The 12,014-nt window shown below is 65.3% G+C and carries 13 protein-coding genes and 2 pseudogenes; 7 read left to right on the forward strand and 8 right to left on the reverse strand.

The features are described 5' to 3' along the window. Positions 1–19 precede the first annotated feature (19 nt). Complete coding sequence (locus tag FCN77_RS21665; protein WP_137323932.1) at positions 20–892, reverse strand: fumarylacetoacetate hydrolase family protein; 873 nt, start codon at positions 890–892, stop codon at positions 20–22. Between the two features lie 122 nt (positions 893–1,014). After that, a pseudogene (locus FCN77_RS21670) lies at positions 1,015–2,807 on the reverse strand (glycoside hydrolase family 15 protein). Positions 2,808–2,936: 129 nt separating this feature from the next. Here FCN77_RS21670 and FCN77_RS21675 point away from each other — a divergent pair. Together FCN77_RS21675 and FCN77_RS21680 are read left to right on the forward strand one after the other, a co-directional pair. Then, the gene (locus tag FCN77_RS21675) at positions 2,937–3,668 is read left to right on the forward strand and encodes a DUF72 domain-containing protein (RefSeq protein WP_137323933.1); all 732 of its coding nucleotides are present in this window, start codon (positions 2,937–2,939) and stop codon (positions 3,666–3,668) included. A gap of 112 nt (positions 3,669–3,780) precedes the next feature. Further along, the gene (locus tag FCN77_RS21680; RefSeq protein WP_137323934.1) at positions 3,781–4,839 is read left to right on the forward strand and encodes an App1 family protein; all 1,059 of its coding nucleotides are present in this window, start codon (positions 3,781–3,783) and stop codon (positions 4,837–4,839) included. Between the two features lie 75 nt (positions 4,840–4,914). On the opposite strand, the gene FCN77_RS21685 is transcribed toward FCN77_RS21680, so the two are convergent. From FCN77_RS21685 to FCN77_RS21700, 4 genes are all read right to left on the reverse strand, one after another. Next, a complete protein-coding gene (locus FCN77_RS21685; RefSeq protein ID WP_137323935.1) occupies positions 4,915–6,465 on the reverse strand; it encodes a GH1 family beta-glucosidase in 1,551 nt (516 codons plus the stop codon). 41 nt (positions 6,466–6,506) lie between these two features. Continuing rightward, positions 6,507–6,896, reverse strand: a complete 390-nt coding sequence (locus tag FCN77_RS21690) for a hypothetical protein (RefSeq protein ID WP_137323936.1) — start codon at positions 6,894–6,896, stop codon at positions 6,507–6,509. A gap of 93 nt (positions 6,897–6,989) precedes the next feature. Beyond that, positions 6,990–7,358 (reverse strand): J domain-containing protein, encoded by a 369-nt coding sequence (locus FCN77_RS21695; protein WP_137323937.1) that lies wholly within the window; start codon positions 7,356–7,358, stop codon positions 6,990–6,992. Between the two features lie 74 nt (positions 7,359–7,432). Further along, positions 7,433–7,858: an Hsp20/alpha crystallin family protein gene (locus tag FCN77_RS21700; RefSeq protein WP_137324905.1), complete on the reverse strand. Its 426-nt coding sequence runs from the start codon at positions 7,856–7,858 to the stop codon at positions 7,433–7,435. A 142-nt stretch (positions 7,859–8,000) separates the two neighbouring features. On the opposite strand from FCN77_RS21700, the gene FCN77_RS21705 reads away from it, so the two are divergent. Next, positions 8,001–8,297 carry a MerR family transcriptional regulator gene (locus FCN77_RS21705; RefSeq protein WP_137323938.1) on the forward strand — a complete coding sequence of 99 codons (297 nt, stop codon included), beginning with the start codon at positions 8,001–8,003 and terminating at the stop codon, positions 8,295–8,297. Positions 8,298–8,304: 7 nt separating this feature from the next. On the opposite strand, the gene FCN77_RS21710 is transcribed toward FCN77_RS21705, so the two are convergent. Both FCN77_RS21710 and FCN77_RS21715 read right to left on the reverse strand, forming a co-directional pair. Further along, positions 8,305–8,610, reverse strand: coding sequence for an MmcQ/YjbR family DNA-binding protein (locus FCN77_RS21710; protein WP_137323939.1), 306 nt, complete (start codon positions 8,608–8,610; stop codon positions 8,305–8,307). A 5-nt stretch (positions 8,611–8,615) separates the two neighbouring features. Next, positions 8,616–9,398, reverse strand: coding sequence for a phosphatase PAP2 family protein (locus FCN77_RS21715; RefSeq protein ID WP_137323940.1), 783 nt, complete (start codon positions 9,396–9,398; stop codon positions 8,616–8,618). Positions 9,399–9,561: 163 nt separating this feature from the next. On the opposite strand from FCN77_RS21715, the gene FCN77_RS21720 reads away from it, so the two are divergent. From FCN77_RS21720 to FCN77_RS21735, 4 genes and pseudogenes are all read left to right on the forward strand, one after another. After that, positions 9,562–9,828, forward strand: a complete 267-nt coding sequence (locus FCN77_RS21720; protein ID WP_217496177.1) for a hypothetical protein — start codon at positions 9,562–9,564, stop codon at positions 9,826–9,828. After that, positions 9,815–10,285: pseudogene (locus FCN77_RS21725) on the forward strand (Gfo/Idh/MocA family oxidoreductase); the annotation flags it as partial. The gene FCN77_RS21720 and the pseudogene FCN77_RS21725, both read left to right, overlap by 14 nt. 1 nt (position 10,286) lies before the next feature. Then, on the forward strand, positions 10,287–11,288 hold the full coding sequence (locus FCN77_RS21730; protein WP_137323941.1) for a sugar phosphate isomerase/epimerase: 1,002 nt from the start codon (positions 10,287–10,289) through the stop codon (positions 11,286–11,288). Between the two features lie 215 nt (positions 11,289–11,503). Next, complete coding sequence (locus FCN77_RS21735) at positions 11,504–12,007, forward strand: RNA polymerase sigma factor (protein ID WP_175417351.1); 504 nt, start codon at positions 11,504–11,506, stop codon at positions 12,005–12,007. Positions 12,008–12,014: the final 7 nt, after the last annotated feature.

Genomic DNA, 12,014 nt, shown 5'->3' on the forward strand with positions numbered 1-12,014 from the left:
TCAGGCCTGCGGACGGGCGTCAGGATCCGGCTGCCTGCCGCAAGACCTGGCGCTGGCGGCCAAGCCCTTCGGCTTCAAGTTCCAGCACATCGCCATCCCGGAGGTAAGGAAAGCGCCCGGAGAGGGCCACGCCTTCGGGGGTGCCGGTCAGGATCACATCGCCGGCTTCCAGCACCATGAACTGGCTCAAGTGATGGACGATTTCAGGGACGTCGAAGATGAGGTCCGCCGTGGAGGAGTCCTGGCGGGGCTCGCCGTTCACCCAGGTCCGCAGGCGCAGGGCCGAGGCATCCAGGTCTGCGGCGGGCACGAACCACGGGCCCAGGGGCGTGGAGGCCGGGAGGGATTTCCCCTTCACCCACTGCCCCGCCGCGCCAGGCAGCTGGTAGTCGCGCTCGGAAAGGTCGTTGGCCAGCACATAGCCGGCGATTGCGTCCGCCGCCTCGTCCACCGACCCCAGGTAAGAGGCGCGCCGTCCGATGACAACGGCCAACTCAACTTCCCAGTCGTACTTTCGGGAAAGCGGCGGGATGGGCGCGTCGTCGAACGGGCCAGCCACGGTATTGGCGGGTTTGAGGAAAACCACCGGGACGTCCGGAATTGCGGCGCCGGACTCGGCCGCGTGGCCGGCGTAGTTGAGGCCGATGCCCACCACCGCGCCCGGGCGGGCCAGCGGGGCGCCCAGGCGAAGGGCGCCGGCGCCAGTAATCTCGGGCAGCGTCCCGGCGGCGAGCGCCTCACGGGCCTGCTCCACACCCCCGGTTTCCAGGAACGTGCCGTCAATGTCGGATGTGACGCCGGCGAGGGAATACCACTTCCCGTCGCCTTCCGGGCCGCCGTGCTGGACGGCCGGCTGTTCCTTGCCTGGATCTCCGAGACGCGCAAATTTCACCGGTCCACACTCCTTCGTGCCTGTTCCAACTAGGTTCCGTGACCATGGAACCACGCAGCACCGCGTTGCCCCCAGCTGAACGAAATGTGACCGCCGCGGCCCTCCGGTGCCTGGCCGACGGTTCAGGTGCCGTGGACAGGTGCATCGCTGCGATGCACGCCGTCCGCGTGCAGCTCCAGTGCACTCATGACCATCGCGAAGTGGCTAAATGCCTGCGGCGTGTTCCCGAGTTGGCGGCCGCTTTCCACGCCCCATTCCTCGCTGAGCAGGCCCACGTCGTTGCGCAGTGCCAGCAGTCTTTCGAACAGTTCCTTCGCCTCATGGCGCCGGCCCACTCCGATAAGGGCCTGCACCAGCCAGAAGGAGCAGGCAAGAAACACGCCCTCGTCCCCCGGCAGCCCGTCGTCGACCTCGGCCGGCCGGTACCGGAGCAGGAAGCCGTCGTGGGTGAGCTCCCGCTGAATCGCGTCAATCGTACCCACCACCTTGGGATCGTCCGGCGGCAGGAACCCGACGCGCGGGATAAGCAGCAGGCTCGCGTCGAGCTCCGGACGCCCATAGGCCTGCACGAAGGTGTTGCGTTCTGCGTCGAACCCGTTCGCCATGATGTCGGCACGGATGGTGTCCCGCATTTCCTCCCAACGGTCGGCGGGGCCAACCAGTCCGAAGTCGCGGACGCCCTTGACCATGCGGTCCGCCGCGACCCATGCCATCACTTTCGAATGCGTGAAGTGGCGGCGCGGGCCGCGCATTTCCCACAGGCTGTTGTCCGGACCCTGCCAGGCGCCCTCCAGGTGTTCCATCAGGGCAACCTGGACGTCCCAGGCCTCGTCGGTGTGCTTCAGCAGGGAGTTGCGGGTCAGGGCAAGGCAGTCCAGTACTTCGCCCCACACATCCAGTTGGAGCTGCCCGGCGGCGCCGTTTCCGATCCGCACCGGGGCGGACTGCTCGTAGCCCTCCAGCCACGGGAGCTCCATCTCCGGCAGCCGGCGCTCCCCGTGGATGCCATACATGATCTGAAGGTCCGCCGGGTCCCCGGCCACCGCCCTCAGCAGCCAGTCCCGCCAGGACGCGGCCTCGCCCGTATAACCGGCGGCGAGCAGTGCCTGCAGAGTGAGCGTGGCATCGCGAAGCCAGCAGTAGCGGTAATCCCAGTTGCGGGGTCCGCCCAGCTGTTCGGGCAGGGACGTGGTCACCGCCGCCACAATTCCCCCGGTGGGGCATAGGTCAGCGCCTTGAGCGTGATCAGCGACCGCTGGATGGCTTCCCTGTACGGGCCGGTGATCTTGCATTTCGCAGACCATTCCCGCCAAAACGTCTCGGTCGATTCGAGGACCGCCTCCGGGTCGAGGGACCGCGGGCGGCGGAGATGGCTGGGCGTCCATGTCAGCACGAACGGGATCCTGTCCCCCGCCCGGACGGTGAAGTCACTGACCGTCTGCATACGTTCGCCGCGCAGGGGTACATCAGTGACCAGGTAGGCGGCATCCGGCCCGGCGATGGCGTGGATGCCGTAGTCGTCGTGCCGGACCCAGGGCACGATGTGGCCGTAATCGAACCGCAGCGCCAGTTCGCCGCGCATCCTGACTGTTCCACGGACGCCGACCACTATCCGTACGATGTCAGCCACCTCGTCACGCGGCGGCATGAAGTCGATGACCTTCACCTTGCCGCCGGGCGTTTCCCATTCGGTTTCCAGAATGAGCGTGCCCTTGCGGTAGTGGCGTCGTGTGCAGTCTCCGGCGCCAGCGGGCGCCAACAGCCACCGGCCAGCCTTCGGGGTGTCCAGCAGCGCGTTGAAGCACGCCGGCGAATCAAACCGCGGAAGGCACAGCCAGTCGATGGAACCTTCGGTGCTGATGAGCGCCGCTGTGTGCAGGTCGCCCACCATCGCGTAATCCTCGATGCGTGCCATGGGACTTACAGTGCCACACCCGGTCTGAGGCGACTACTATCCAAGGCATGCTGCCACGGAATTGCGAAAAGCTCCGCCCGCCCGTATCCGCCCCCGCCTCCGCCTCCGCCGACTGACGGCAGGGGACCTGTGGGGATTCGCATCGGCACCTCCGGCTGGAGCTACGACCACTGGGAGGGCGTGCTGTACCCGCCGGGCCTTCCGGCGCGTGACCGGCTGGCGCACTACACGGCACGCTTCAGCACGGTGGAACTCAACGCGAGCTTCTACCGCTGGCCCCGGGAGGCTTCGTTCGCGAGTTGGCGCCGCCGCCTTCCCGAAGGGTTCGCCATGTCGGTCAAGGCACCGCGCGGCCTGACCCACGGGAAGAAGCTCTATGGCCCCGAGGTCTGGGTGGATCGGATCATCCGGTGCTGGCATGAACTGGGCGACAAACGTGCCGTGCTGCTGGTCCAGCTCCCGCCGGATTTTGGCCGGGACGATGCCCGCCTCGCTTACTTCCTTGGGGCGCTGCCGCCGTGGATCAGGGTGGCCGTGGAGTTCCGTCACCCCAGCTGGGACCACCCTGACGTTTACGCCCTGCTCGAACGGCACCAGGCGGCCTACTGCATCATGAGCGGCGCCAACCTGCCGTGCATCCTGCGGGCCACGGCCCCGTTCGTCTATGTCCGGTTGCACGGGCCGGACCACCAGTACCTCTACGGCGGTTCCTATTCAGAGGAGGACCTCCGCTGGTGGGCTGACCGCATCCGGGAATGGCAGGGGTCGGGTAAGGATGTGTTCGTCTATTTCAACAACGACGGCGGCGGTAACGCCGTGCGCAACGCCGACACCTTGCGGTGGCTGCTCGGGGACGGCTGACTTCCCTGCGGACTTTGAGTCGCGGATTCCGGTTGCTGACTTCACCGCGCGGCCACCTGCTGTTGTTACAGAACCCCGGTGCCGCACAGCCCCGTTGTGGCAGAGTGGAGGCATGGAATTGGCGTCGCAGGAATCACCGTTGCCGGGAAGTCACGCACTTCGGCTGGCACACAAGGTCTCGGATACGGCCAACAACGTCCGCATCCAGCTGGCCCGGCGCTGGAATTTTGCTGCGCAGACCGTTGCCTACCAAGGCTACGGCTCCACTTCGTGGGTGCGGATCCTTGGCCGTGTGGTCCTGACCAGCAAGACAAAACCGGGCAGCCGGGCTGAGCACGCCGCCAGGAACGGTACCCAGAACGTCCGTGGCTGGAGGGCGTTCACCAGTGTGCCCCTGCAGTTCACCGAGGTGGAGATCGAAATCGAGGGCGTCACCACGCGCGTCAATGCGGACCGCGGCGGCTTGGTGGACACGGTGGTCAACGTTTCGCTCTCCCCCGGCTGGCACACGGCAACGCTGCGCGCCGAAGGCACCGAAGCGGTGCTGGCCAACATCCTGGTGATCGGACCTGACACCAAGTTTGGCATCGTCTCCGACATTGACGACACGGTGATGGTCACCGCCCTCCCCCGGCCCTTCCTGGCTCTCTGGAACACGTTTGTGCTGAGCGAGCGCGCCCGGATGGCCACTCCCGGCATGCCGGTTCTGATGGACCGGCTGGTAGTGGAGCACCCCGACGCCCCGGTGATCTACCTGTCCACCGGGCCGTGGAATGCCGCCCCGACGCTGGCTCGGTTCCTCAGCCGCAACATGTATCCCGCGGGTCCGCTGCTCCTGACGGACTGGGGGCTCACGCAGGACCGCTGGTTCCGCAGCGGCCAGGAGCACAAGAACGGAAACCTGGACCGGCTTGCCCGGGAATTCCCGGACGTCCGGTGGCTGCTGATCGGGGACAACGGCCAGCACGACGAACAGATCTATTCCAGGTTCGCACGTGACCACGGCGACCGGGTGGCCGCAATCGCCATCCGCCAGCTCTCGGTAGGCGAATCTGTGCTGGCCGGCGGCCACTCGGAATCCGGGGATCACAGCGCCTCGGCGGTCCCGTGGATCTACTCCCCCGACGGCGCCGGCATCTCGAAGGGCCTTGTCGACCTGAAGATCGTCTGACCCAAGACACTCTCCCCGCCGGCCCCGCGTGCGGCTGCCGGGCGTCCGCCGGCCCCGCGTGTGTGAGGCACCGGGTCAGGCCACCGGCTCCGGTTCCCCTTCAGCCGCGGGCGGTTGAGCCGGCTGGGCGGGGACGGAGCCGGCGTCGGATTCTTCCGTCGTGGCGGCGGCCACCGCGGCGGCCCTCCTCCGCTCTGCCTGCAGCTCCTGGAGCCAGTAATAGGATGCTTTGGGCGTCCGGTCCAGAGTGTCGAAGTCGACATGCAGGAGGCCGAACGGCTGCTTGTAGCCGGCTGACCACTCAAAGTTGTCCAGCAGGGACCACACGTAATAACCGCGCAAATCAACCGATTCCGCAGGACCGCCGGGGGCCGTGGCCATCAGGGCGCTGGAAATATGTTCGGCGAGATAACGCAGGCGACGTTCGTCCGGAACGATGGTCCGGCCCCCGGCCACGTCACGGACAACTGTGTCCTCAAAGCTTGCCCCGCCCTCGGTAATGAATACGGGTGGAAGGTCGGGGTAGCGCTCGGCCATTTCCGCGAGTGCCACTTGCATGTAATCAGGCCTGATCGGCCAGCCGTAGGCGGTTGTTTCTGAATCAGGGAACGCGGTGATGTGGAAAGGAGCACCCGGCGCGGTTCCGCTGAGATCGTCACCCATAGCCTCTGCCATGCCTGTAGGTACAGCTCCCTCTCCAGGGCCGGCGGCGACACGGGTTGGCATGTAGTAATTCAAGCCATAGAAGTCCACTGGCCGCGAGATCAGTTCCATGTCTTCGTCTGAGGGGCTGAACGGGGTGAAGAACGTGGCAGCCCGGATGACGTCCGGGTACTTTCCGAGCAGGACCGGGTCGGCGAACAGCCTGTTCTGGAAGATGTCCATGAGGCCCGAGCTCAGCTTGTCCAATGGGTTGCCCGAAGCGGGAACCATAGGTGAGTACACATTTGTCATGCCGATTTCGCCGTGGACTTTCGCTGCTCGCAGCGCCTGCATGGCCAGGCCGTGGCCAAGCAGTTGGTGATGGACGGTGGGTAGGGCCTGAAGGAGCTGCGATTCGCCCGGTGCATGAAGGCCAAGCGCGTAGCCGTTGGTGGTCACTGTGGCGGGTTCGTTGACCGTCACCCAGCGGGCCACCCTGTCTCCATAGGCCGCGGCCGCAATCGCGGCAAACTCACCTAGCCGGTAGGCCGTGTCCCGGTTCATCCAGCCGCCGGCCTCGTCCAGGGGAAGCGGCGTGTCCCAATGGTAGAGGGTCACCATCGGCGAAATACCACTGGCGAGCAACTGGTCCAGCAGTCTGTCGTAGAAATCGAGCCCCGCCCTGTTGACCGGGCCCTTGCCGCCCGGCTGGATCCGGGACCAGGACAGTGAGAACCGGTAGGAGTCGATCCCCAGTTCCTTCATCAGGGCAACGTCTTCGGGCATGCGGTGGTAGTGATCGCAGGCCACTGCGGGGCTGTGGTTCTCCACAATCGCCCCCGGCTTCTTAACGAAAACGTCCCAGCCGGATGGTCCACGGCCATCCTCGTCCAGCGCACCCTCAATTTGGAAGGCGGCGGTTGCGACCCCCATGGTGAAGGACGGCGGGACCATGGCGGCCATGTCTTTGGCGGAGAAGTTCATCGGCTTGACACCTTATGTAGTTACCGGGTGGTGGATTGATTTTAGTGGACCGCCTCGTCTGCGCCGAAGAGAAATTCCTTGGCGTGCCCCAAGGCTTTCTTGAAGGCATCATTGCGGAGCGTGACCAGGTGCTCGGAGTCGTCCGCGGAGGCTTCAAGGTATCCGGTGAAGCCCGGCCGCAACACCCAGATGTCCCCGGAGGGAGGGAGGTAAAAGACACCGAAGGACCGGTGCTGGCTGTCATCAGGTGTCCAGATTGGGACTACGGCCAGCGCCGCGCCTGTTTCGGGGTGGATCCACTGGGCCCGCGGGAGCGGCTCCTCGTGGGCTTCGGGGTCGAGGAATGGTGCGGTGCCCATACCCCAACGTTGTTCAAAGCGTTCGTGGAACGCGGGAATCAGATGGGAATCATACCGGCGCCATGCGCTCATGGACTGCTCCTTCTTTTGTTATCCGGCTTTTGTTATCCGGGCCCGGCCCATTGACCGGCCCAACGTGGGCCCCCGCCTGGTGCCCGCTAAGTGTCAGGTCCCCGCCCAGGGCCCCCGTTCCCAACGGACAGGTCTAACCCGAAGCAGGGGAGGCTGTTCGCTTTGGACTCGGCGCACCGGAACACTGCGGGCCCCGCTGCGGTAGGTGTTCGGGGCGGACAGCGTTCTGTCGTATTCGGCACGGGTCATCGGATCCCGAAGCACCGCAAAGGCCTCCATGATTTCCGGCAGGCTGTCCGCTCCGCCGCTGTCCGTGCCGTCGCCGGCAGCGGCGCTGCCGGAACCGCCCGGGACGTCGGGATGGTGGATCCGCATGAGGGCCCGGTAGGCACGCGAAATTTCCTGTCGGGTGGCCGTCCGGGCCACCTTCAGCACCGCGTAATAGTCCGGCTGGCGTCGCATGTCCTTGGTCCCTGGTGCGTGCGCGGGGCGCTTGCCGTTCGTCAACGGCAAACGCCCAGGGCCTCCGTTGCCGGCTAAGTGCTGATTTCGTGCATCCTGCCCTGTTTGCTTTCGATTTCGATCTTGCGGGGCTGTGCCTGGGCGGCGACCGGGATTCGGAGCGTCAGGACACCGGCGTCGTAGCTTGCCTTGATCTTGTCAGTCTCCAGCGTGTCACCGAGGATGAGTTGCCGGCTAAACACACCGCGGGGCCGCTCGCCGACCACCAACTCCACATTGGGTTGCGTGGCATCGCGCCGCTCGGCCCGTACCGTCAGCACGTTCTTCTCAATACTGAGGTCAACGGAGTCGACGTCGACGCCCGGCAAATCAAACGCGACGACGAACTCCCCGTCTTCCTGCCACGCATCTATCGGCATGGCCGCCGGACGGGCCGCGGTTCCAAATACCTGCTGGGTCAGCCTGTCCAGTTCACGGAACGGGTCCGTGCGCATTAACATCATTTCCAACTCCTTCAGCATTTGGTGTTGTTGTTTCCAGGGCTACCCGCCAGCGATTACCTGTCGTGGCGGATATAGATTTTTTATAGCACTAGTGAGAAACTGTGGCAAGGGAAACGCACCAGGAATTCCAAGGAGGAACATGCCAGCACACGGAGCAGAGACCGGCGTGTACGCCATCTCCGTAGTGGCCCAACTGCTAGGCACGGGCCAACAGAACATCAGGCTCTACGAGCGGCGTGGCCTGCTCACTCCGGACCGTACGTCGGGAGGAACCCGGCAGTACAGCGATTCGGACCTCGCAGTACTAAAGCGCATCGGCGAACTGCTGGACGAGGGGCTCAACCTGGCCGGGGTGGCCAAGGTGCTGGAACTCGAAGCGGCAAACGCCAAGCTCCGGATCGACCTGAAAAGGGCCCGGGCGCGTTCAGGGGCCTGAGCGGGGGTTACTTGCTCCCGCCGGCGATCAGGTAGGACTCCTCCAGCAGCTCTCCGAGTTCCTTCACGTCGACCCGGTCCAGCCGAACCAGCACCAACTGCGGCGACCGCTCGTGGTGGGGAGTCCAGAAGAAGGTATGCGGGTCAGTTCCGGCCAGGGCTTCCCGCTCACCGGTTTTCAGGGTGAGGACCCCGTCCTCCCAGATCCGGGCCATGAGCGTCCGGGCGAACCATGCGGGCCGGTTCCAGCTGGGCCTCTCTGTGACTCCCGGCAGGGCCAGGCAGATGCGGCGGACGTCCATTTCAGTGACCATGGCCATCAGCTTTCGACGGTGTCCGCCTTGGACAGTTCCCCGGTGATCTGTTCGCCCGGAACCCGGGCGGTGCGCCAGGTGTCCAGTGCGATGACAGCACCCAGGACCACAAAGGAAATGAACAGCGATGCCAGCGCGTCACTGACCCAGTGGTAGCCGAGATAAAGCCGGCTGATGGAGGCCAGGAAAATCCCCAAGCCGGCAGCAGCGAATCCTGCCACCGCGGGCCACGTGCTTTTCCGCCGCGAGAACACCAGGAAAGCGGTGACCAGGAGGAAATCACAGGCACCCAGCACATGCCCGGAGGGGAAGGAGAACGTGACATCCGGGCCGAACAGCATCAGATCCAGGGGCGGGCGCTGCCTGCCCACGGACCGTCCGATGATCTGCGCCAGCGCAACGCCGGTGAGCATTGCCCCGGCCAACAGCAAAGGGCGCCAGGCGTGCTTGGCGGCGATGCCCCAGACCACGGTGACCACCAGGACGATGATCGGCAGCGCCACCGGCCCGAAAACGATCGCCAGGAAAATCATGGCGGCGGTGAGCGGCTCTGACCGCTGGCCCACCAACCAGGAACGGACAGGCTCGTCCATGAAGACCAGGCCGTCCCTTCCAAGGACACCCGTCAGGGCAAGGACGAACAGGCCGGCGCCGAGGACCATCAAAATCGCGGCGATCCGGTAGAGATTCTTCCGCGAAGCCTCGCTCATGTAACGCTCTTCAACCACGAATTTGTCGTGGAAGACCCGCCACCAGTGAGGCGATTTCCGTGATCGATCTTCAGCCATCGTGCCGCTTCCGCCTCAGCAATTGTGAAAGATGTGTCTCCGCTGAAGATTATCCCTGTTCCGCGATTTTGGCTTGCGCCGGGCCGGGACGCCCGGGCCGGCGGCCATGCGGGCAGCGGCCCTTCCGGCACGCGCCGGGCGGCCGTGACGGTAGCCTGACTGAATGGGTGCCATGAACGAACTGATTGACCAGGCCGCTGTTGGCACGCTGGTCCGCGTGCTGGCGGACGCCGCCCCCAACGTCGCGTGGTCGGGTGTTGCTGACGCCGGCGCATCGCTTGCGAAACTTAGCCTCCGCGAACGCACCGACCACGTGAGCCGGGCGCTCCTTGCCGACCTCGCTGCCGCATCCGGCCCGGCGGAATATTCGACGGCGGCGCGCATCTTCCGCCGCGCCTTGCGGAACAGTGACTTACGTCACCGTGGATGACGCCGCGTGGGCAACCTTCTGGCTCACAGGAGACTTCGGCGCCTCAGTCGAAGCATCCCGTGTGGCGACCGGCCAGAAGAACAGCCTTCAGATAGAGATGTACGGCACCGACGGCGCGTTGACCTTCAACCTGGAGTCGCTGAACGAACTCAGGTTCCTGGACGCGACCCTGCCGGTTCGAGAGCAGGGCTTCCGCCGGATTCTCGTCAACGAACCCGAACACCCCTACATGGATGCCTGGTGGCCGCAGGGCCATGTGATCGGCTGGGAACACACCTTCACGCACCAGATCCGGGACTTCCTTCTGGCTGTCGATAGCGGGTCCGCGCCGTTGCCGTCGTTCGAGGAAGGCCTCAACGTCCAGCGCGTCCTGGCCGCCGTCGAAGGATCAGCCAAAAGCAAGAGCACGCTCACCCCCGTTGGCCACAAGTCTTTAGACACAGTTGAAGGATCCTGACATGTCCCGCCCGTATACCCTGTTCACCGGCCAGTGGGCCGACCTGCCCTTCGAGGAAGTCGCGCGCCTCGCCTCCGGCTGGGGCTACGACGGCCTCGAAATCGCCGTCTCCGGGGACCACCTGGACGCCTGGCGCTGGGACGAGCCCGGCTACGTCGAGTCCAAACTCGCCGTGCTGGAGAAGTACAACCTGAAGGTCTGGGCCATCTCCAACCACCTCAAGGGCCAGGCCGTCTGCGATGACCCCATCGACTTCCGGCACGAAGCCATCGTCGGGTCCCGGGTCTGGGGCGACGGCGACCCCGAAGGCGTCCGCCAGCGCGCCGCGGAGGAAATGAAGCACACCGCCCGGCTCGCCAAAGCCCTCGGCGTCGACACCGTCGTCGGATTCACCGGCTCCTCCATCTGGCAATACGTCGCGATGTTCCCGCCGGTCCCGGAGAAGGTCATCGAGGCCGGCTATCAGGACTTCGCGGACCGCTGGAACCCCATCCTGGACGTCTTCGACGAATGCGGGGTCCGCTTCGCCCACGAGGTCCACCCCTCCGAAATCGCCTACGACTACTGGACCACCGTCCGCACCCTCGAAGCAATCGGGCACCGCCCGGCGTTCGGGCTGAACTGGGACCCGTCCCACTTCATGTGGCAGGGCATCGACCCCGTCTCCTTCATCTGGGACTTCAAGGACCGGATCTACCACGTGGACTGCAAGGACACCAAGCTCCGCCCCACCGGCCGCAACACCGTGATGGGCTCGCACCTGCCCTGGGGCGACCCACGCCGCGGCTGGGACTTCGTCTCGGCCGGACGCGGCGACGTCCCCTGGGAATCCTCCTTCCGGGCGCTGACCGCGATCGGCTACCACGGCCCCATCTCCATCGAGTGGGAAGACGCCGGCATGGACCGCCTCCACGGCGCCCCCGAAGCCCTCGCAGCGCTGAAGAAGTTCGACTTCCCCGCCTCCCAGACAAGCTTCGACGCCGCCTTCAGCAGCAAGGACTAGCCGTGGCTGGTTCTCAGTGGGTGGAATCAGCAGGGGTTCCATCCTTGGGTTTTCACCGGATGGGAACAAAGACCATGGGCTCAGTCCGGCAGTCGCAGGCACCGCACACGCTCATACCTGAATGCATACCGGATCCCTCAGCGGAGCCGGTGAGATGCCGAGATGACGACCGAAGCCGAGATGTGTGCCTTATTTTGGCGGTCCGGGCAGGCGCTATGGATGCCTCGGGCCTGTTGTATCAGGCGCACCGGAAGGCCGCCTTGGCGTTCGCCCGGTCAATAGTCCGGGACACGAACGACGCTGAAGACGTCTTTCACGAGGCTTTCACCAAGACCATCCAAGCGATCACCAACGGCGCAGGCCCATCGGAGAACTTCTTGGCTTACCTAAACACCGCGGTCCGAACGACGGCGGCCGGTTGGTGGAAGCGCAACTCTCGGGAACTGCCCGTCGAAACCGGCGATCTGGACCACTGCGTCCCCCGCGACCCACGTGATGAGGAGGACCTCCTCGACCACGCCGCCTACGAACACGTCATCGCAGCGCTGCTATCCCTGCCCGAGCGGTGGCAGAAGGTCCTCTGGTACGCCGACGTGCTTCAGCACAAACCACGCCACATCGCAACACTGATGGGCATCACTCCCAACGCTGCTTCCGCGCTGATACTGCGTGCCCGCAACGGCCTTCGCGGGGCCTACGCCGATATGCTCAAGGCATAGGCCCCAA

Source organism: Arthrobacter sp. 24S4-2 (assembly GCF_005280255.1).
Lineage (GTDB): Bacteria > Actinomycetota > Actinomycetes > Actinomycetales > Micrococcaceae > Arthrobacter.

Excerpts from the sequence above, each read along its gene's own strand:
- FCN77_RS21700 (WP_137324905.1), bottom strand. The coding sequence starts at position 7,858 with ATGTTAATGCGCACGGACCCGTTCCGTGAACTGGACAGGCTGACCCAG.
- FCN77_RS21730 (WP_137323941.1), top strand. The coding sequence starts at position 10,287 with ATGTCCCGCCCGTATACCCTGTTCACCGGCCAGTGGGCCGACCTGCCC.
- FCN77_RS21715 (WP_137323940.1), bottom strand. The coding sequence starts at position 9,398 with ATGGCTGAAGATCGATCACGGAAATCGCCTCACTGGTGGCGGGTCTTC.
- FCN77_RS21680 (WP_137323934.1), top strand. The coding sequence starts at position 3,781 with ATGGAATTGGCGTCGCAGGAATCACCGTTGCCGGGAAGTCACGCACTT.
- FCN77_RS21690 (WP_137323936.1), bottom strand. The coding sequence starts at position 6,896 with ATGAGCGCATGGCGCCGGTATGATTCCCATCTGATTCCCGCGTTCCAC.
- FCN77_RS21735 (WP_175417351.1), top strand. The coding sequence starts at position 11,504 with ATGGATGCCTCGGGCCTGTTGTATCAGGCGCACCGGAAGGCCGCCTTG.
- FCN77_RS21695 (WP_137323937.1), bottom strand. The coding sequence starts at position 7,358 with ATGCGACGCCAGCCGGACTATTACGCGGTGCTGAAGGTGGCCCGGACG.
- FCN77_RS21710 (WP_137323939.1), bottom strand. The coding sequence starts at position 8,610 with ATGGTCACTGAAATGGACGTCCGCCGCATCTGCCTGGCCCTGCCGGGA.
- FCN77_RS21720 (WP_217496177.1), top strand. The coding sequence starts at position 9,562 with ATGGGTGCCATGAACGAACTGATTGACCAGGCCGCTGTTGGCACGCTG.
- FCN77_RS21685 (WP_137323935.1), bottom strand. The coding sequence starts at position 6,465 with ATGAACTTCTCCGCCAAAGACATGGCCGCCATGGTCCCGCCGTCCTTC.
- FCN77_RS21705 (WP_137323938.1), top strand. The coding sequence starts at position 8,001 with ATGCCAGCACACGGAGCAGAGACCGGCGTGTACGCCATCTCCGTAGTG.